General features: G+C 42.2%; 9 protein-coding genes, 1 pseudogene and 1 CRISPR repeat array. Of the genes and pseudogenes, 4 read left to right on the top strand and 6 right to left on the bottom strand.

Annotation, left to right across the window (positions count from 1 at the left end; genetic code table 11):
* From AC23P2_RS24160 to AC23P2_RS24150, 3 genes and pseudogenes are all read right to left on the bottom strand, one after another.
* Nucleotides 1-1,463: pseudogene (locus tag AC23P2_RS24160) on the bottom strand (hypothetical protein); the annotation flags it as partial.
* 84 nt (nt 1,464-1,547) lie between these two features.
* Nucleotides 1,548-6,656, bottom strand: coding sequence for a Calx-beta domain-containing protein (locus AC23P2_RS24155; protein WP_487775582.1), 5,109 nt, complete (start codon nt 6,654-6,656; stop codon nt 1,548-1,550).
* 57 nt (nt 6,657-6,713) lie between these two features.
* Complete coding sequence (locus tag AC23P2_RS24150; RefSeq protein ID WP_487775581.1) at nt 6,714-8,570, bottom strand: RCC1 domain-containing protein; 1,857 nt, start codon at nt 8,568-8,570, stop codon at nt 6,714-6,716.
* A gap of 544 nt (nt 8,571-9,114) precedes the next feature.
* Here AC23P2_RS24150 and AC23P2_RS24145 point away from each other — a divergent pair.
* The 4 genes from AC23P2_RS24145 (at nt 9,115) to AC23P2_RS24130 (ending at nt 18,195) form a co-directional block, all read left to right on the top strand.
* Complete coding sequence (locus AC23P2_RS24145; protein ID WP_487775580.1) at nt 9,115-9,849, top strand: LytR/AlgR family response regulator transcription factor; 735 nt, start codon at nt 9,115-9,117, stop codon at nt 9,847-9,849.
* Nucleotides 9,850-11,934: a sensor histidine kinase gene (locus tag AC23P2_RS24140; RefSeq protein WP_487775579.1), complete on the top strand. Its 2,085-nt coding sequence runs from the start codon at nt 9,850-9,852 to the stop codon at nt 11,932-11,934.
* A 159-nt stretch (nt 11,935-12,093) separates the two neighbouring features.
* Nucleotides 12,094-12,669 (top strand): helix-turn-helix domain-containing protein, encoded by a 576-nt coding sequence (locus AC23P2_RS24135; protein WP_487775578.1) that lies wholly within the window; start codon nt 12,094-12,096, stop codon nt 12,667-12,669.
* A gap of 333 nt (nt 12,670-13,002) precedes the next feature.
* A complete protein-coding gene (locus tag AC23P2_RS24130; protein WP_487775577.1) occupies nt 13,003-18,195 on the top strand; it encodes an Ig-like domain-containing protein in 5,193 nt (1,730 codons plus the stop codon).
* 180 nt (nt 18,196-18,375) lie between these two features.
* Nucleotides 18,376-20,279: a CRISPR direct-repeat array (repeat unit 37 nt; unit sequence GTCTCAATACCTGCTAATCAGTCTGCTTCATTTGGAC).
* Between the two features lie 89 nt (nt 20,280-20,368).
* On the opposite strand, the gene cas2 is transcribed toward AC23P2_RS24130, so the two are convergent.
* From cas2 to AC23P2_RS24115, 3 genes are read right to left on the bottom strand one after another with little or no spacing between them, the layout of a single operon-like run.
* A complete protein-coding gene (gene cas2, locus AC23P2_RS24125; RefSeq protein WP_487775576.1) occupies nt 20,369-20,665 on the bottom strand; it encodes a CRISPR-associated endonuclease Cas2 in 297 nt (98 codons plus the stop codon).
* 24 nt (nt 20,666-20,689) lie between these two features.
* Entirely contained in the window at nt 20,690-21,670 is a 981-nt protein-coding gene (cas1, locus tag AC23P2_RS24120) for a CRISPR-associated endonuclease Cas1 (RefSeq protein ID WP_487775575.1), read from the bottom strand.
* 3 nt (nt 21,671-21,673) lie between these two features.
* Nucleotides 21,674-22,258, bottom strand: coding sequence for a reverse transcriptase domain-containing protein (locus AC23P2_RS24115; protein ID WP_487775574.1), 585 nt, complete (start codon nt 22,256-22,258; stop codon nt 21,674-21,676).
* Nucleotides 22,259-22,340 lie beyond the last annotated feature (82 nt).

The raw sequence follows: 22,340 nt of genomic DNA, 5'->3' as shown, positions 1-22,340 counted from the left end.
CCGTCAGAATCAGGTAGGGTGTATTTACCACTTCCGTCGAGTGTTCCCATTTCGGCCGTGTCCAAAATACCGTCGTTATCATCGTCCGTATCGGTCGCATTGGGCGTACCGTCGTTGTCGGTATCGAGGGCTTTACCTGCCGCTTCGGCCGTGTCAAGGATGCCATCCCCGTCATCGTCGGTGTCGGTCGCATTGGGCGTACCGTCGTTATCGGTGTCAAGTGGAAGCTTGTCTTGGGTATCCAAAATACCGTCATTGTCATCGTCCGTATCTGTATCATCAAGAGTTCCGTCTCCGTCAGTATCAAGTGCATCAATCAAATCAGGCAGCCCATCCCCATCAGAATCAGGTAAGGTAAATTTCCCATTAGCATCTAATGTTCCAATTTCAGCCGTGTCCAATATACCATCGTTATCATCGTCCGTATCGGTCACATTGGGCGTACCGTCGTTGTCGGTATCGAGGGATTTACCTGCCGCTTCGGCCGTGTCAAGAATGCCATCCCCGTCATCGTCAGTGTCGGTCACATTGGGCGTGCCGTCGTTGTCGGTGTCTAGTGGAAGTTTATCAACTACGTCAGGGAGCCCGTCATTGTCGTCGTCGGTATCCGTGCTGTCTGGTATCCCATCTCCATCAGTATCAAGTGGATCAATCAAATCAGGCAGGCCATCCCCGTCAGAATCAGGCAGAGTGTATTTACCACTTCCATCGAGTGTGCCTATTTCAGCCGTGTCCAAAATACCGTCGTTATCATCATCGGTATCGGTCGCATTGGGCGTACCGTCGTTGTCGGTATCGAGAACTTTACCTGCCGCTTCAGCCGTGTCAAGAATGCCATCCCCGTCATCGTCGGTGTCGGTCGCATTGGGCGTGCCGTCGTTATCGGTATCAAGTGGAAGCTTGTCTTGGGTATCCAAAATACCGTCATTGTCGTCGTCAGTATCGGTATCATCTGGTGTCCCATCTCCGTCAGTATCAGCCAATACAGCCAATCCTGGTTGGAGATTGTTGTTGTTCGGCAAATCGCTGAAAGAGGCAAAGCTATTAACTGGCTGGACATTGACGTTGGTCAACTCAGCGGCCGACGTTACCGAAAGTCCTTTTACAGTAATGGTAATAGCTCCTCCCGCCGCAGCCGCAATAGAGTTAATATTAACCCCTCGCCATGTATCAGAACCAAGATAAGTCCACGTAAAGAGTCCAGCACCTGCCCCAGTAGGGAAGGGAGTACCACCGTTTGAATAATACACGTAAGGAGCGCTTATAGTTACTTCAATAGAGCCCGCAGGAATAGCAGTGGTACCAGCATTGCTAAAGTTGACGGTTAGCTCAGACGTTTGGCCTATGGCCGTGGAAGTAGGGGCAAAAGCTGCACTTGTAACAGCAGGGTCGGCATTTTGGGCAATGGCTTTGGTAAGGGCCAGCCACGCAATGACCGCCAATGATTGTAATTGCTTTTTCATAAATTAGTTGCTTATAGAAGAGCTTTCTCTCTTCTTATTTCAGTTCAGAAAAACTAAATAAGAAGAGAGAAAATAGATAGTGATTTAGTTTTGAACAGACATACCTAGTACGGCTACGTTGTTTGTCGACACACCATCCCCCCCCGAAGAAGGTGTAATGTTGGTAGTCAAATTGGCTGACGTACCTGCTGTGTCGGCTTTGATTGTGAGTGCTATTCGGCTACGGCCGTTGGCAGGTATAACTACACCTGCTTTTGAAGTAAACTTCATACCCGTACCCGTATTAGTCATTGTCCAATCACTATTATTTACTGTTTCTGCTCCAATCACTGTGGCAGCAGTTTGAGAAGGAGTAAATGTTACAGTATAGCCTATCATGGTTGGAACAAAAAACTCAATTGTGCCATTTGTAGCGCCTCCTTTAATTTCGTTGATGTTGATAATCACTGTGCGGGTATCGTTGACTTTAAACGTAACATTTCCAAACGTATAGTTAGCAAATAAGTCTGCAGTTGGGCCTGTTGCCGTTGGCAATCCACCAAAACCTGTAGGTACTGTATCTAAACCACTGTTGTTGGCAATACCGTCGCCGTCGGGGTCAGTTGGGCTGTCCACCATACCGTCGTTGTTGGTATCCAAGCTGCCTTTGCCTGCTTTCTCTACGATGTCCATTATACCATCGCCATCACTATCCACATCTTTGTAGTCAGGGGTTGTGTCGTTGTCGCCATTGGGTAGGGCAGGAGAAGCTGCATCGCCATAGCCTGTGAGGCCATCCACTGAGTTTGGAATGCCGTCACCATCGGTGTCGGGACCATCAACCACACCGTCGTTGTTGGCATCGGTGCCGTTGCTACCGCCTTCTTGTAGGTCAGAAACGCCATCGTTGTCAGAATCCAAATCTTTATAATCGGGTACGGTATCGTTGTCGCTGTTGGGTGGGGTTAAACCTGTACCAATTTGACCGGTGGTTGCATTTGGTGTTCCGTCTTGTTTTCCGTCGCCGTTGGCATCGGTGCCACCTGCTTCGATTACATCGTTGATACCGTCGTTATCGGCATCCAAATCTTTGGCATCTATGACACCGTCACCGTCGGTATCTGCTGTTCCTTCGGTGGCATCTGAAATACCGTCGTTGTCGTCGTCTAAATCTATATCATCAGCTACGCCATCTCCGTCTGTGTCTAAGTAGTCATCGTTCTGAATTGTAGCATTAGCAACAGCCGTTGTAACAAGTGAAAAACCACTATTTGTCAAAGTTACTTTGAAGGTTTCGTCTGTTTCTATGGTATTATCACCTGCTACATTGATTGTAATCACTTTTGAAGTTTCACCTGCGGCGAAATTTACAGTACCAACCATAGGCAATGAAGCTGGTACAAAATCGGTTGCATCTACTGGGTTAGTACCAGTTCCTGTATACCAACCAACACTCGCTGGTCCTGTGGTATTGCCACTTCTTGTAACCGTAAAGGTAAATGGTGTTGTGCCACTGTTACCCTCGGCTTTATCTGCACTTGTAGCGGCAATTGCCAATGTAGATGCCGTAGCATTCACTATATATGTTTTTACTACACAGCTTGCCGTTGGGGTAGTGCTATCACAAACTTTTACACAAAAATAGAACGTTTTTGATGTGTTTGGAAGCGTACTTGGTACCGTATAAGTATATTCACCTGTGGTACTGTTTATTGAAATATTAGTTGACCCTGTTATCGCTGTTGCACCGCTTGGGGCTACACAAGCGGCATCGTTGTTGGCAAGGCTATAAGTATAGGGGCTTGTGCCTCCTGTGGGGGCTAACTCCGTTGCCGCATTCCCTGTTTTCACTTCGGTTGGATAACCTGATTGTGCTGCTGGAGTGTTGGCAGCTAATGAATTAGGTGATACTGTAAGGGTATAAGTTTTTACGATACAGCTTGCCGTAGGCGTAGCACTATCGCATACTTTGATACAGTAATAATACGTGCCTGCCGTTGCTGGGGCAGTATAGCTGTATGTGCCGTTGCTGTTTACGGTTAAGCCAGTTAGTGCTGTTGCACCGCTTGGGGCTACGCAAGCTGCATCACCTGCTCCATTACTGTATGTGTAAGGGCTTACGCCACCTGTTGGGGCTAATTCTGTGGCTGCATTGCCTGTTTTGGCTACTCCTATACTGGCAGTTTGTGCCGCTGGATCATTGGCTGATAAAGCTACATCATCGTTCTGAATTGTGCCATTGGCAACAGCCGTTGTAATAACTGAAGAACCACTATTTGACAAAGTTATTTTGAAGGTTTCAACTGGTTCTATCGTATTATCACCTGCCACATTGATGGTAATCACATTTGAAGTTTCACCTGCGGCAAAATTTACCGTACCACTCTTAGGCAATGTAGGTGGTGCAAAATCGACTGCATCTACTGGATTAGCACCAGTTCCTACAAGATACCAAGTAGCGGTTGCTGGACCTGTGGTATTGCCACTTCTTGTAACCGTAAAGGTAAATGGTGTTGTGCCACTGTTACCCTCGGCTTTATCCGCACTTGTAGCGGCAATGGCTAATGTGGCCGCCGTAGCATTGACTGTATAGGTTTTTACTACACAGTTTGCTGTTGGAGAAGTACTGTCACAAACTTTTACACAAAAATAGAACGTTTTTGATGTGTTTGGAAGCGTACTTGGTACCGTATAAGTATATTCACCTGTGGTACTGTTTATTGAAATGGTAGTTGCCCCTGTTATCGCTGTTGCTCCTGATGGGGCTACACAAGCTGCATCGTTGTTGGCAAGGCTATATGTATAGGGGCTTGTGCCTCCTGTGGGGGCTAACTCCGTTGCCGCATTCCCTGTTTTCACTTCGTCTGGATAACCTGATTGTGCTGATGGAGTGTTAGCAGTTAATGGATTAGGTGATACTGTAAGGGTATAAGTTTTTACGATACAACTTGCCGTAGGGGTAGCACTATCACACACTTTGATACAGTAATAGTATGTCCCTGCCGTAGCTGGGGCAGTATAACTATACGTGCCATTGCTGTTTACAGTTAAACCTGTAAGTGCCGTTGCACCGCTTGGGGCTACACAAGCTGCATCACCTGCTCCATTACTATATGTGTAAGGACTTACTCCTCCCGTTGGGGCTAACTCCGTTGCCGCATTCCCTGTTTTGGCTGCTCCTACACTGGCTGTTTGTGCCGCTGGAGTGTTGGCAGTTAATGGATTAGGTGATACTGTAAGGGTATAAGTTTTTACGATACAACTTGCCGTAGGGGTAGCACTATCACACACTTTGATACAGTAATAGTATGTCCCTGCCGTAGCTGGGGCAGTATAACTATACGTGCCATTGCTGTTTACAGTTAAACCTGTAAGTGCCGTTGCACCGCTTGGGGCTACACAAGCTGCATCACCTGCTCCATTACTATATGTGTAAGGACTTACTCCTCCCGTTGGGGCTAACTCCGTTGCCGCATTCCCTGTTTTGGCGGCTCCTACACTGGCTGTTTGTGCCGCTGGAGTGTTAGCTGATAATGGCGTTGTACATGTTGTAATTGTTACAGTTACCGACTGAGAGGCATTGCTGTAGCAATTGGCTGTGCCATCGAAAAATGCCATATAATATGTTCCTGATGTACTGATAGCCGTTGGCGTTGTTACTTTGTTGGCAGTAGTGGCAGGTGTGCCTGTATGCCATGTAATCGTTGCCCCACTTGGTATATTTGTAGTCGAGATTGCCGTCATCAGATTGACAGTAGCCGTTGGACAAGTATTACTTACTGAAATAGGTGTTGAACAAGTAGTAATCGTAATTATTACACTATCGGCAGGGCTATAACAGGCGTTGGTAGCATCGTAATACATCGCATAATATTTGCCTGCGGTGCTGACGGCTGTTTTTTGTGCCGTAGTGAGGGTATCGCCTGCCGAAGTAGGCGTTTTGTGTGTACTCCATATGAGGCTTGCACCGCTTGGGGTAGTGCTGCTGACTGCCAAACTTGCTAAGTTTACCGTTGTAGTTGGGCAGCTATTGGTAGCGGTAGTAGGCGTAACGGCTGGGGCAGTAGTACCTGCTATACAGATGGGCATACCTGTAAAACAGGCAGTAGTTGGGCTACATAAACCAACAGCAGTAGGGTTAATTTGTGTATAAGTAGTACGTTGTGTATTACTTAAATCCATGTATAAATCATCTCCATCACTTGGTGTAGAGCTACCCGTAGCCCATAATGTTCCATCGTTTTTGACAGCGTAGCTTGTCGTATTTCCCATCATTATATCACGAACATTGGTAAGACGTAACTGTGGTGAGGATACATAAGTAGAATTATTGATGCCATTGCCCAATACGCCACCTGTCGAATAGCCCCAAGTGTACATATTACCATTATCATCCAAAGCCATAATCCCATTGCCCACTGGATAAGTACTTAATGCTTTGATAGGGGCTGCCCCTGACGGAAAAGATACAAGTGTAAGTGTCGTCAGACCTTGAAGAGCATAATATACCTGACCAGCACTATTAAGAAAAAACTCATCCCCCATTCTGCTTTCAACAGCTACAATATTGCTTAAACCCGCAAAAGTTGTTGGTGCAATAGTTGGATTAAAAGTTCTCTTAACAGTACCATCTGCCAGCAATATTATTGAGTTTCTACCATTTTCAGGAACTACCCTTTTGGCCGTTGTAACTCCTGGCATTTGTATAGCACAATTACCAGCGGGCCCTGTACAAGTTGTGGCATCTCCTACTGCCCAAACTGTGCCATCTTTTTTTATGAAATAGGCAATTCTATCACCTGCATCACAATAAACAACATCTGTTATTACTTGTGTAGGCGTAGGGAAATTTATTGGACTATTGACTCCCCAAACCCAGCCTGTGCCATCGCTTTTAATGGCCGCGGTGATAGCCTGACCTGTACGAAATTGAATGACGTTTGTCATACCCGGTACAGCAACAGGGGTAGTAGAACTGGCAGGGGTAGCCTGTCCAAAGCCTGAAGAAGCATTTTGCCCCCAAGCATATAATTGGTTATTGCTACCACATACTCCAAACGCAGTAAAATAGTTGCCAAGTGTATAATTTACAGGACAATAGCCTGTTCTGCCGCCGAAACCATCGCCCACCATAGCATTTTGGGCAAAAGTGCTGAGGCTACTCAGCAGAACCATGACCCAAAGCATGGTTCGAGATATATATTGATAGTTCATCTTATTCATTTTTTAAAGCCCCCTAACCCCCAGAGGGAGAATGTAGGGTGTGATTAGTTAATTTTTTATAATCGTTGGCGTAATACCCGTTACCGTACAGGCTGGTGGCGATACCGTAAGGGTATAAGTTTTTACGATACAGCTTGCCGTAGGGGTAGCACTATCGCATACTTTGATACAGTAGTAATACGTGCCTGCCGTAGTAGGAGCAGTATAGCTGTATGAGCCATTGGCATTGACTGTTAAGCCAGTTAGTGCTGTTGCACCGCTTGGGGCTACACAAGCCGCATTGCCTGCTCCGTTGCTGTATATATAGGGGCTTACGCCACCTGTGGGGGCTAACTCCGTTGCGGCATTGCCTGTTTTGGCAGTACCCGTAGTGGCAGTTTGTGCCGCTGGGGTGTTGGCGGTAAGCGGTGCTATACAAGTAGTTAGCGTAATGGTAACACTATCGGCAGGGCTATAACAGGCGTTGGTGGCATCGTAATAAAGGGCATAATATTTGCCTGCGGTGCTGACGGCTGTTTTTTGTGCCGTAGTGAGGGTATCTGCTGCCGATGTAGGCGTTTTGTGCGTACTCCATATTAGGCTTGCTCCGCTTGGGGTAGTACTGCTGATTGCCAAACTTGCCAAATTTACGGTAGTAGTTGGGCAGCTATTGGTAGCCGTAGTAGGCGTAACGGCTGGGGCAGTAGTACCTGCTACGCAGGGCGGCATACCTATGAAGGAAGTAGGGGTACACAAGTTCATGGGCGAGCCAGTAGGTGTGATTTGTGTCCAAGTAGTACGTTGTACATTTGGTAAATCCATCCAAGTATTATCGATATTACCCGCTGCCCATAGTGTGCCGTCTGTTTTATTCATATAGTTCACAGTAAATCCACATGACATATCACGTACTCCTGTAGCTACCAATACAGGGGTTTTATAAATACTTCCAGACGTGCCATTTCCGAATTGTCCATAAAAGTTTTGTCCCCAAGCATAAAGATTGCCATTGTCGTCCAATGCCATACAAGTATAAAAATTTGAACTTAGGGCTTTAATAGGGGCAGCCCCTGCGGGAAAAGTAATTAAACCGGGCATTTGAGGGGTCGCCCCAGATGAAAACCCTCTTCCTAACGTGGGGTCTTCTAACCCCCAACTATATACCTGCCCAGAAGCTGTAAGGGCATAGAAAGCAATAGGACTAGCTTTTATATCTACGACATTACTTACATTAGGAACTACAACTGGCGTTAAACCAGTTAAACTTGCTGGGAAACTACCATTTCCCGTTCCACATTGCATGAGGGTTCCATCGGCTAACAATACCAATGTAGATGCTGCGGCAGAAGCAACTCTCTTGGCAGTAGTGATACCTGTCATTTGTGCGGGGGTACATGGTGGGGCTGTACAACCACCATAAGTTGTACCATTTCCAAATTCACCAAATCTATTTTCACCAACAGACCAAACCGTGCCATCCGTTTTTACATAAGATGCCACATAGTTATAAGTACTTGCATGATAAGCATTGCTACCAATTTGATAAGGTGTGGAAAAATAGAATGCCCCACTACTCTGTACCCACATCCAAACTGTGCCATCATTTTTGATAGCAATATTCGTATAACTACCTGCAAACATTCGTACATTAGTCATACCCGGTACAGCTACTGGTGTTGCTGATGAAACTGGTGTATAACTCCCTGTTCCAAATTGCATATTACTATTATCACCCCAAGCATATAGTTGCTTATTAGCACCACAAACAGCAAAAGCAGTATTGAGATTATGTCTATAATTAATGGGGTCGTAGCCAGCCCTGCCGCCGAAGCCATCGCCGACCATTGAGTTTTGGGCAAAAGTGCTGAGGCTACTCAGCAGAACCATGACCCAAAGCATGGTTCGAGATTTGTTGAAATGTTTCATATTTTTAATAAGTGGTTGAATTAGTAGACGAAGTTTAATTCATGGATATGGGGTGATTCCCCCCCAATCTAGGAAGACACTCAATTCATTATGAAGAGTCTAAAAAGCTACAGAGCATTGCCTGAGAAGTTAATTTTCAAATGTAGGTATAGGGCATCTGCTACAAAATCAAGTCCAGCTTAAGAAAGTGTTGAGTCGAAACATTCAAACAGCGTCTTTAGCAAGTCATCAGAAAAAAAAGTGTACTGAAAGTTGAATTTGGCTTGTGAAAGTCTACTAATAGTAGAATGAAAAAGGTAAAAATTATTAAAACATCTGAAATGCCATTTTTTTATGTGAATACAGTTATTTGTATACCTAACATGCCTATTGTCATTTCAAACTATTTATAAATTATCTTATTTAATATTTGTTTAACCTAGTTGGCATAGAATTTGGGCATAAAGACATTGTTTAAATACTAAATACATACCTATATTTACATTCTTTTACCAGACTTTGAGAATACACTTCTACTTTAGTATCAAGTTTACATTAGAAGAATATGCAACTTATCTCATGCCTTATTGTGGATGACGATGCGGGCTTTGTACAAGATTTGGCAGGGCAGCTCAAAAAATTAGCTTTTATCAAAGTGACAGGCTATTGCAAGACGTACGGTGAAACGCTCATGGCGCTTAAATCCAATAGTATAGACCTCCTATTTTTGGATATTAATTTGGAAAGTACGGATGGTCTTAATGGGTTTGATTTGCTTCGTCAGCACCCTCATTTGCCGCCGGTAGTGATCATGAGCAACACTCCCGACTACGCCGTAGAAAGTTATAACATCGGCATCGCCAAAGATTTTTTGGTAAAGCCCATCGACATCAGAAGATTGGTATTGGCTATCAACAGAGCCTTAGAAGCCGATGTGGAAAGCGGGCAGTTAGTAGACAGTAAGAGCATCTTCCTGAAAATGGGGCGGAAGTTTCAACGATTTTGTATTGATGAAATAGACTACTTTGAAGGGTATGGTATTTATGCCAAAGTGGTTACTCAAGAGGGTATCACCCACGTTATTAACGATTCGCTGACTGACCTGGAAAATATGCTTGAAGGGAAGAAATTTATGCGTGTCCACAAGTCGTTTATTATCAACCTTAACAAATTGACTGGATTCGATCACAACAAACTCTATTTAAAAAATGCCTCGGTGCCCATTGGTTCCTCTTACAAAGGAAAATTAGAAGGATTATTACGATTGTTTGATAACGAGATTGAAACACCAATTCCCTAAATGAAACATCTATACTATCCTTTCATTTTGCTTGCCTTATTGATGGGCCAAGCCTTTTCGTCTTTTGCCCAAAAGCCCCAAGCCCAAGACCCCGAACTACAAAAACTTAAAGCCAAATTAGCCGCCGCTAATCATGATACAACACGCATGATGGTGTATGTGGATATTAGTTTTTATTTTAGAGATATAGCAGTATTACAAGATGTTCCATTACTGCTTGATAGTGCTTGGGCGTATAGTTTAAAAGCTAAAGCAGTAGCCGAAAAACATCCTGAATACTCTTTAGTATCAGAAGTATGGAATAATTTAGGTGTCGTTTGTAAAGACTTCTATTTCAGAAGTGATAACCAATCAGAGCAAAAGTACTATTTTGAAAAAGCTGAAAAATATTTCAAAAAAAGTAAAGATGCAGCTATGAAGTTAGAGAATAAAAAATATCTAATAAATCCTTCCTTTAATCTGATGGAGTTATATAATCATTCGTCAAAAAAATATAATTTTTTCAAAGCTAGTTTTGAAATAGTTGACTATATACAAAGTAAAAAACAATGGAATAAATTTGATTCTATTGCCTTGAGAAACATATACACTAATCTATGTTTTTACTTAAGTTATAATATAAATTCTGAAAAATATATCAATTATTTAAAATTATCAAAAAAATACACTTTCAAAGAAAGTCTAGAGTATGATGAAGTATCTATTTTAATATTCGAACAGCATGCTCGTTTATGGAAAAAACATGATGAACAGAAATTTTTAAAGGAATATGAGATATATAAAAAAAGTATTAAAACAATTTATTATAATGACCAATTAGATCTTTATTTAGCTCAATATTATTTTACGATTAATGAATATGAAAAATCATTTCGGTTATTAGCTGGCTTTTATCCCCGTAATCATTATAATATACTCCAGAGTAACAAAATAAGGTTGGCTTATTTAGGAATGAAGTATATGCTTATGGGGCAATCTGTTTATATGCTTAATCGTAACCAAGAGTCTATTCGCTACTTACGCAAAGCCATTGCTAATTTTAATGCTGTCACCAATCAAATCCGTTTGGAAAATGAAAAATATACTGCCTTACTTTATCTAGGTAAAGCCTATAAAAAAGCAGAGAAATATCAACAAGCCCTTGCCTGCAACGAACAAGCCGATACACTCTACAGACAAATGCACGATGTTGCCATAGAGGCCCTGATGGCTGAAAATGATGTACATTTAGAGCAAATTAAACAAGAGAAAAAAGTACAAGAAGCTCGTACCCAAACCTTGCTAAAAGAACAAGAAATTGAGATTCAGAAAAAACAAAAATATGCATTTCTTGCCATTTCTATTCTTGCTTTGTTCAGTGCGGCTTGGGCGGTATATAGTTTTATTGAAACTCGCAAACAAAACAAAATTATTAGTCAGCAAGCTGCCGCTTTGGCAGAATCGAATCACGTGAAAGACAGAATATTTGCCCTGCTCAGCCACGACCTGCGCAGCCCCATCAATCGCTTGGTGATGAACCTCAATCAATCTATCGAAATCCAACACACCCACATTCAAGCAGAACTCAAAGGGGTGCAGGATATTCTGAACAATGTGCTGTATTGGGCAAGTATGCAACTCAAAAAGGCGGCGCCTGTACCTGTATCTGTTCCACTCCAACCTTTAGCCGAAGAATTGATGGAAGAGTATCGGTATGCCTTGGAAGAAAAAGGGATTACTTTTTTGAATAATATTGAAAACGATGTAGAGATTAAAACAGATGAGGGTTATTTGAAAATAGTACTTCGTAATCTAATCAGTAATGCCATTAAATTTACGGAGGTTGGAGGTTACATCCAAATTGCTTGCCGAAGCGTTCAGGGAGGTCTTGAAATACTGTTAAAAGACACGGGCGTAGGCATTTCCACTGATAAATTGGACAGTTTGTTTCAACTACCCTTACCGAGCGTAGGTACAAACAAAGAAAAAGGTACTGGTTTGGGGTTGAGTTTATCACATGATATTGTGCAGAAACTCGGTGGTAGCCTCAATATACAAAGTAAGCAAGGTAAAGGTACTCAAGTGGTGGTGGCTCTTCCAGTTTAGTAAATATGTTTATATCCAATTTGATGTAACAAAAGTTTTTGTTCATGTTATTTTAAAGCGTATACGCATTATTTGGTTGGTTAAAATCTTTTTTTGGTTTGACCTTTGCAGTTAATAAATGTGTTTATAACCTTATTTTGAAAACCGTTTTTTATTAACATGTCTGCGATTACACAACCTTTGCGAAGCCTCAAAGAGACGGAAGCGTCAATGATTAATTCGGTTGTAGTTATTAAAATAGCTCCTGAATCCCTTACTAAATGTCTTGATTATTTCTTATCACAGCAATTTGCTTTTGAAGTACAATTTAAAAGAGAAGAGAATCTTCATAAAAGAGAAGAGTTGAATGTTGTTCATGAAACTACGGCTCCTATTTTTGAAATAAATAATGGAAAGGAAAATGTTGCTAAAAAAATTTACAATAAATACATCAATGAAATTACGGAAGTCCCTATGCCTGGAATGTCAGAAATTGCTGCCGAGTTTGGGGTTAGTGTCAATAAATTAAAAGTGCTTTTTCTTGAAGAGTATGGGCAACCCATGTATAAAGCGTATATGCAATCTAGGATGATGAAAAGTGCGGAACTATTGGGTAGAGGGTATAAAGCAAGCGTAGTTTCAAAGATGGTAGGATATGGTGATAAATCAGGTATAAAATTCAACAAAATGTTTCAAAAGCATTTTGGAATAACTCCCAAAAAGTACCAAATTAAAATGTCTGAAAAAGTGTGTTAACGGTATTAAAAATCCCCACAAAAATCAGGCCAACACAAAATAAACGAACCTTTATTTGTGGGGGTTTCAGTGTAACAAAAACCAGTTTTACCTTATAAAAGGCGTTTTTACTTAAAATAAAGGCGTTTTGCTAATTTTTCTACCTTTAAAAGATGTGAATTTAACTTGCGTTAACTTACGCTTAAAAAAACGGCCTTTTATATTGCCAAAACCGAATTTCACAAGATATTTCGTAGTTTGAAGTTATTTTGCTACGGCTTTCATTTTTACAGCCTATAGTTTGCTTGGGATAGGGTACAAATTTTAAAGTACCCAACTTTTACCCCTACAAAAATGAAATCCCTACTCTTTTTTAGGAAGATTGTGTATTCATATTACACAATTCTGTTGTTTTTACTGTCGACTCGAAGTGTGCTTTATTCACAATGTACCCTTAATGCTGCCATATCAGGTACTACTTCTGTATGTACAGGTAGTACTACACTGACTGCCAATGTAACGGGAGCGAGCAGTTGTGCTGCAACGGAAGGAGTCGGGATTAGTTATACTATGGACTATTGCCAGTTTGGGGCTCCTTATCCAGCGACGGTAACGCCTATTAGCTGTGGAGTAAACCTTACTTCCATAGACAATTTTTCAGCGGGGTATAGTTTTGCTAATTCATGTACACAGAATGGTGCAGAAGGATCTTTACAATCAATGTGTGCTCCTCAATCAAACTCGTCTTTTTTTAATGATCCAACATCTTTACCAAGCCAGTATGGTTTTTTCTTTACAGTGGGTGCTTCGGCTGCGTCATCTGGAAAATTATCAAAAATATCTTTTTATGTTAGAGGATCTATTGCGCTAACAGGACCCGTTTCTTCTACCTTATTCGGTATAAGAATCACTGACCCCTCAGGAAATATAGTTTATTATGAACAATCAGGATTAACTGTTCCTCGGTCTTCGTGGCAACAATATACAATAGACCTAAGTACTGACCCTGATTTTGTTTTATCAGCTAACACAAAGCAGTACAGAGTATTTATACAAGGATATGCCCCTGAACCTGGATTTGTACCTGTAGATCCAACTACAGGACAAACTCTGCGAACCATATTAGAGATAGACCAGGTAAGAGTGTATTATGGATGTGGCTCGGGAGGTTCTTCAGCACCTACTTATTCTTGGAACGGTCCAAATGGTTTTACTTCTTCACAACAAAGCATAACTGCAACCACAGCGGGTACTTATTCTGTGACGATTACTGACTGTCAAGGCTGTACTGTAACGAAAAGTGTGGTAGTAACGGGCTGCGCTAATTGTAGTATTAGCAGTATAAGTGCTACACCGACCGTTTGTAATTCGAGTACTAATACGTATTCAACAACTGGATATGTATATTTTAACAACCCTCCAAGCACTGGAACGCTCACAGTGAGTGATGGTATAGAAAGTCAGATTTTTTATCCTCCTTTTAATAGTCCCGCGACGTATACACTTGCAGGTTTGACTTCCAATGGCGGTAATCATACCGTAATAGCTTCATTTAGTGCTACCAACTGCACTAATTCTACTACCTACACGGCACCATCGAGTTGTTCAATAAGTAATTGTAGTGTTACAGTTACTGCCATACCAAGTGCTTGTGATCAAACATTTGATTCTTATTCGATAAGCGGTAGAGCCACTATATTGAATGCAGTAGCTGGAAGTACAATTATATTTACAGATGGGCTAGTTAGTAAAAGTTATATAGTACCGACTAGTCAAGTAAGTTATACATGGATTGATTATACACTTACTGGTTTGGTTTCAAATGGAACAACTCACACCGTCACAGCAGTGGTAACCAACGGAGCTTCCTGCACAGGAACTACCACATATAATGCTCCTAGTAGTTGTTTATGTACAAACCCTACTCCGGCTGTTAATAGTCCAAGTATTTGTAAAGGTGGTTTTACGACTCTAGTTGTGTCAAATTGTCCAGGTACTGTGACATGGAATGATGGAATAAGTGGTACCTCGCGAACGGTGAGCCCCGCAACAACATCATCATATATGGCTATTTGCACCGTCGGTACTTGTACTGGAATGGCCACAAGTACCGTAACGGTAACGTCTATACCGACACCAGCACCAAGCGTTAATAGCCCAACCATTTGTGCAGGTCAGTCGGCGAGCTTGACGGTTTCAAACTGTGCTGGTACTGTAACGTGGAATGATGGTACAACAGGACTAACCAAGACTGTTAGTCCAACGACTACCACTTTTTATACGGCTACTTGTACAGTAAGTTCAGGTAGTTGCACGGGTACAGGGACGGCCACTAGTACCGTAACAGTTACCCCTAAACCTACGCCAAACGTTAACAGCCCAACCATTTGCGCAGGCAGCTCGGCGACTTTGACCGTATCCAACTGTGCTGGCACAGTCACTTGGAATGATGGCACAACAGGATTAACCAAAACCGTTAGTCCTACAGTTACTACTACTTATAACGCTACTTGTAGCGTAGGTACTTGTATAGGCAATGCTTCGGGGACAGTAACGGTAACTATAGCATCCAACCCCACGCCAAGCGTTAATAGCCCAACCATTTGTGCAGGGCAGTCGGCAAGCTTGATAGTTTCAAACTGTGCTGGTACTGTAACGTGGAATGATGGCACAACAGGACTAACCAAAAATGTTAACCCAACGGCTACCACTTCTTACACGGCTACTTGTACAGTAAGTTCAGGTAGTTGTGCAAGCACGGGTACGGCTACAAGTACTGTAACAGTAACGTCTATACCGACACCAACACCAAGCATTAACAGCCCAACCATTTGTTCAGGCAGTTCAGCGACTTTGATCGTTTCAAACTGTGCTGGCTCAGTTACTTGGAATGATGGCACAACAGGACTAACCAAAAATGTTAGCCCAACGACTACCACTTCTTACACGGCTACTTGTACAGTAAGTTCAGGTAGTTGCACGGGTACAGGGACGGCCACTAGTACCGTAACAGTTACCCCTAAACCTACGCCAAGCGTCAACAGCCCAACCATTTGCGCAGGCAGCTCGGCGACTTTGACCGTATCCAATTGTGCTGGCACAGTCACTTGGAATGATGGCACAACAGGATTAACCAAAACCGTTAGTCCTACAGTTACTACTACTTATAACGCTACTTGTAGCGTAGGTACTTGTACAGAAACTGCTTCGGGTACGATAACGGTAACTACAGCATCCAACCCCACGCCAAGCGTTAACAGTCCAACCATATGTTCGGGCAGTTCAGCGGCTTTGACAGTTTCAAACTGTGCTGGTACTGTAACGTGGAATGATGGCACAACAGGACTAACCAAAAATGTTAGCCCAACGGCTACCACTTCTTACACGGCTACTTGTACAGTAAGTTCAGGAAATTGCACGGGTACAGGGACGGCCACTAGTACTGTAACGGTTACCCCTAAACCTACACCAAGCGTCAACAGCCCAACCATTTGCGCAGGCAGCTCGGCGACTTTGACCGTGTCCAACTGTGCTGGCACAGTCACTTGGAATGATGGCACAACAGGATTAACCAAAACCGTTAGTCCTACAGTTACTACTACTTATAACACTACTTGTAGCGTAGGTACTTGTACAGGAACCGCATTGAGTACGGTGACAGTAGTACCTAAACCAACTATCACTGTTAATACATCCAATATTAGTTGTTCAACCGATTTAACAACATATAACCTCACTTTCACAGCAACTGTTGGGGCAGTTGTAACAACTGATAAGGGTACATTATCTGGTACAACTGTTTTTGGTATCCCGTCAGGTCAGGCTATAACCCTTTCTGCTATTTTAAACGGATGTACTGTAACCACTTCGGCTATAAAATCATGCGATTGCCCTACTATCAATCCACCTATTGGAACTAACAAAGAAATTTGTGAGGGTGATGCTATTCCTACACTGAGTATTGTAGTAGAAGCAGGTTTACAAGCTGATTGGTACAGTACCGCATCTGGAGGGACAAAATTAGCAAGCGGATTAAGCTATACTCCGACCGTATCTCAAGGGGATTTTTATGTAGAAGCTATTAATACACTATCGGGATGCAAAAGCCCTATTCGTTCAAAAGTAAACTTAGCGGTAAATCCCAAACCTACAATGTCAACTCAAGCGACTTGTAGTGCTAATGGGTTGAGCTATTCGGTGGTTGTAATGACCGATGCAGCTTCGATCACAGCAGATAAAGGTACGATTTCGGGTAATACAATCACAGGGATACAATCAGGCCAAACCGTAACCATAACATCTATCTCAGATAAAGGTTGTAGGACAACGAACACAGTTAGTCAAAGTTGCACCCTTCCATGTAATTTACCAACGTTCAGAGTTACAATCCCATCAGTTTGTGCCAATAATACGTGGTCAGTAGGGGTAGAAATATCAAATATTGGTACGATTAAAGTAAATAGAGGAACTTTAAGTGGTAATGGAAATACCTTTATGGTAAGTAATATACCAGTGGGTACTACACTTATTATTACCGATAGTCTTTCGGCCATTTGTAAAAAAGATACTATTCTTGCTCCCCCCGCTAATTGTAATTGTATCACAGAACCACCTATTTTGTCTTTCGGCCAAAATACAGCTATTTGTAAAGGAATGCCTTATCCCACTCTCAATGCAACTGTAAAGGGGTATGGTACGGTCGATTGGTATAAAAAAGAGATTGGTGGAAACCCAATAGCTATAGGAACACTAAGTTTTAAACCCAATGGTATAATAGCTGCTAACGATACGTTTTATTTACAAGCTCGTAACTTAAACACTAGCACTTGCCCTGATCCTGTATCAAGGACGAGGGTTATATTGTATGCTCAAGTTTGCACCGATTCGGTTGATTTAGCTCTAAAGAAAGTTGTTAATAAGAAGGTTGCTCGTCTAGGAGAAACAGTAGTTTACACCTTGAAAGTATGGAACGAATCAGGTAAAAAAGCTTCAGGTGTCAATGTAAGTGACAGCCTTATTTCAGGTGGACAATTAGAAAGCTCAAGTATTATCCCTAGTCGAGGTATTGCTGCTATGGTTGGTGGTATTTTGAAATGGGACATTGGCGAAGTGAATGCCAATGGAGATACGGTATACTTAAGTTATAAAATGCTCGTGACTCGTGAAGGTGTTCATTTTAATACGGCAGAAATATGTGGATTGAACGAAAAAGACAAAGATTCAAACCCATGTAACAGGGATGAAGGAGAGGATGATATAGACAGAGTTTGTTTTACGGTTCCTTTACAACTTTGTTCAGGAGAAAAAGTGGAAGTACGTGCCCCTACCAATTTATCAAATGTAAAGTGGTACAAAGAGGGAAGTACCAACCCTATCGCCACTGGAAACGTAGTATTACTGGAGGCGGTAGGTGTCTATACATTTAAGGCTGAAAACTATTCATGCGCAACAGAAAGCTGTTGTCCTATTGTGATAGAACCTGGACTAAATTGTTGCCCGCCCCTATTATGTATCCCTTACACCATTAAAAAGCGAAAAAGTAGGTAAAGTAAATTTTATAATGTGTTACATCCCATCTGCTTTACAGGTGGGATGTTTTTTATTACAAATCCCTACCTTGATAGATTAATTCTTTATACAAGAAGCTGATAAACAAATTTTTAATTTCGTAACCAAGTACACAAACTGGATTCATTGAGATAGTCTAGTAAAAAAACACCGCCTTTTGTCTCAATACCTGCTAATCAGTATGCTTCATTTGGACAATGAGTTAGTACTGAAAGGGCTTGGTAAAGGTGTCTCAATACCTGCTAATCAGTCTGCTTCATTTGGACTTATGAAAAATCCGAACTACACCATTCAATATCTGTCTCAATACCTGCTAATCAGTCTGCTTCATTTAGACTGGTTTCTTTTGAATTTGGTTGTATTAAAAATTGTCTCAATACCTGCTAATCAGTCTGCTTCATTTGGACTGCTATTGGGGGTCTTTTTTTGTGTTCTGTGAATATGTCTCAATACCTGCTAATCAGTCTGCTTCATTTGGACAAGAATTAACCAGAGCAATACAAAGTGTTGAAAATGTCTCAATACCTGCTAATCAGTCTGCTTCATTTGGACTAAACCTACGCTTAGCGTAGGCCCCCCTACCAACCGTCTCAATACCTGCTAATCAGTCTGCTTCATTTGGACTCGTCAGTTTACCGACGAGGTTTCAAATCTCAAGTCTCAATACCTGCTAATCAGTCTGCTTCATTTGGACGAAAATATGTTTCCTACTCTATTTGCAAAAACTGTCTCAATACCTGCTAATCAGTCTGCTTCATTTGGACTCCAACTTTTGAGTCTAAAGTTGTTGAAACCCTCATGTCTCAATACCTGCTAATCAGTCTGCTTCATTTGGACATTTTTATCGTGGCTGCGATATTGATGTTTCTCAATGTCTCAATACCTGCTAATCAGTCTGCTTCATTTGGACCTATGACTGGCGGTTCAGGCTCTGAACTCGCAGATGTCTCAATACCTGCTAATCAGTCTGCTTCATTTGGACTATCCACTAGCAATAGTGGATAGACCGATAATTGGATGTCTCAATACCTGCTAATCAGTCTGCTTCATTTGGACAAGCAAACCTTAAACAACTAAAGCAATGAAGTCAATTGTCTCAATACCTGCTAATCAGTCTGCTTCATTTGGACAGAGATGATTCTGTTAAAGAATGGATTAAAAGTCTCAATACCTGCTAATCAGTCTGCTTCATTTGGACAGACACGTAGCTCACTTTATTAAAATGGGTTATTCTGTCTCAATACCTGCTAATCAGTCTGCTTCATTTGGACTCAATAATAGTGCAGGTCTTTATGATGTAGATTCGTCTCAATACCTGCTAATCAGTCTGCTTCATTTGGACACAAGCACGACACTCGCTTACGCTTATTGAATTAGTCTCAATACCTGCTAATCAGTCTGCTTCATTTGGACATTTAATGCAAGTGTACTACGGGGATCTTGCTTGTCTCAATACCTGCTAATCAGTCTGCTTCATTTGGACAAAACACCGCTGTACTTACGGCGGAAGTTCCAAGTATGTCTCAATACCTGCTAATCAGTCTGCTTCATTTGGACCGCGACATTCTTCTTTCGCCGACTATTTTAGTTTGTCTCAATACCTGCTAATCAGTCTGCTTCATTTGGACATAATTTTGCATTTGAGAATCCAAATCAGCATCGTGTCTCAATACCTGCTAATCAGTCTGCTTCATTTGGACATTTATAGAGGTTTATCCTTTATATAGTCAGATTAATGTCTCAATACCTGCTAATCAGTCTGCTTCATTTGGACAACTGAATATGCTGAAAACAGTCTAAAGCATATGTCTCAATACCTGCTAATCAGTCTGCTTCATTTGGACTAGAGGTTTATCCTCTTTATAGTCGGAGTAGTTATGTCTCAATACCTGCTAATCAGTCTGCTTCATTTGGACAAATGGGATTTTCGGCGGAAAGACTAAAGGATATTGTCTCAATACCTGCTAATCAGTCTGCTTCATTTGGACATTAAAAAACTTCCTTACACCGTATTTAGAACAGTAAAGTCTCAATACCTGCTAATCAGTCTGCTTCATTTGGACACTCATTGTTTGTAACAAATTGTCAATGAACAAGTTAAGTAGTATTGTTTTTTGTGCTATACCCCCTAAATTATGCATCAGACTTTTTTTTACACAATTAAAACCAATTTCTCACCAGTCAAATACTCCCAATCGGGCGGTTGGGTTCCGATGTGCGTAGCATTGTCGGTGCTGTATTGGTGGAGGGGTATCAGCAAAAAATCACAACCTTCGAGACCAGTAAACCATTTGTTTACCAAACCTTCTAATATGTCTCGTTGCTCATTATTCAATGGCCCCACAAACACCGAGTACTGTACCCGTTCCAAACCCAATTTGAGGAGTTGGTCGGCCATACGCTGCCGCAGTCGGTCATTTTCAATGTCATAACAAGCCAAATATAACATCTTTTTAGAGAATTTAACGGTACTTCACAAAGCAACAGCGGCTATTTGCTCCCTAAGATAGCCAGCAAAACGATAAAGATGGTTGCGGCGGGTGGCTATACTACCCCTAAACTCACAACGCTCACCCATAAACTGATGAAAAAGCGGAATGAAGTGTTGTTTCCCTTTTTTATTGAGAAATACACCTCCATCGCGTAAGTTAAACATCTCCTCACTGAGCATTTCATCAAGCACCTGTTCTACAATAAGTGCGTCTATCCAAGGTCTAAATGGCTCAATGAGGTCATAACTAAGGGTCGGTTTATTGTACTGGTCGGCGTGCCAAAGTCCAAGGTAGGGGTCAAGTGCTACCGAAAATAGGGCCGTTTCAACCAGCCCATACAACATTCCGTAGGCATAATTGAGCGCTGCATTGAAAAAATCTTGGGCGGGTTGGCGGCTGCGACCTTCAAAATCAAAAGGTGAAGGCATAGCGATGGCCAGTATTTGCCAATAATACCGCGCAATAAGCGCCTCTTTGATGGCAATTTGTTCCAAACACACTTCCCTCTGATTGGTATCAAGTTTTTCGAGGTTTTGTAGTTCAAGTTGCATTGCGGTTTGGAGAGGAGTGATTTTGTCCGCAAAGCGCGACCGCCGGGACATCAGCAGGGCTATATTCTGTAGTTGCTCAGCTGTTTTGAGACTAAAAAGCTGAATACACCATTGAAGTGCAGCCTCCGAATGCCTAAAATACACCTGCTGTCGTCGGAGTGTGGCGTCGTTGCCATAGCTCGCAGCACCAAGTCGGGCTGTAACTTGTCCAAGTGAATCTAAAAAATAAATGGGAATTTGATAACTGACCGCCAATTGAATAGCCGAAGTACTCAAAACACAATAACTGGCCACCGCAATACTACTAACCTTAAGTGGGTTAATGAGCCGAGTCTCACTTTTGGTTTTCAGAAAAAAACAGCCATTGCGTTTCCCTACACTTAGGCCGTGGGTGTCTAAAACAAGTTGCATAAATCAGAAGTAGTTGAAATGCAGCCAGGAGGCACTGTCATAGGGGGCAGAAGGCGTAGTCGCCATCTCTAAAAGTCGTTGAAGACGACGGTATTCAGGGTGATCATCGCCCAAAACAAAAGAAGCAAATCGTGAATGCCCAGTGAGTTGTTCTTTAAACTTTTCGACCCATTCTGATTGTGCCTTGCCCGCCCGATGTTGTACTTCAAGTACCGTTTTTAGTTTCGATATTTCAGCCTCAAACTGAGCAATAAAATCAGCTGGCAATGATACCTCCTTTTCCCCAACCAGCAAGCCCGTTACCGATTTCTCCACACTGGGTGAACATATTTTGAGTTTGTTTTCATTGAAAGTAAAACCGTTGGTTGTAGATATGGCTCTTATTTCCTGAACGTGAGTCTGTAGTATGGGATGGTTTCCCGAAAAAGTTAGGTCGTCGGCAAATCGCGTATAAGTATAACCGTTCCGATACGCCCATTCGAGTAGTTCGGTATCCAGTACCCGTGCCGCCCAGTTCGACAACACAGGCGAGGTAGGCGCGCCCATCGGAAGTCGGCCATTGTAAGTAGTAAGTTGGGCCAAAAGCAACGCCGTAGGTGATTATTCCGATGAAATTGAGCAGCCTTCTGCGATTTAAATTGACCGGGTAATTCCGATTGAAATTGCGCAG

This window comes from Runella sp. R0.1_18 (assembly GCF_057652155.1).
The sequence above is the reverse complement of the archived record's forward strand: the minus strand, read 5'-3'. Positions and strand labels throughout refer to the sequence as shown.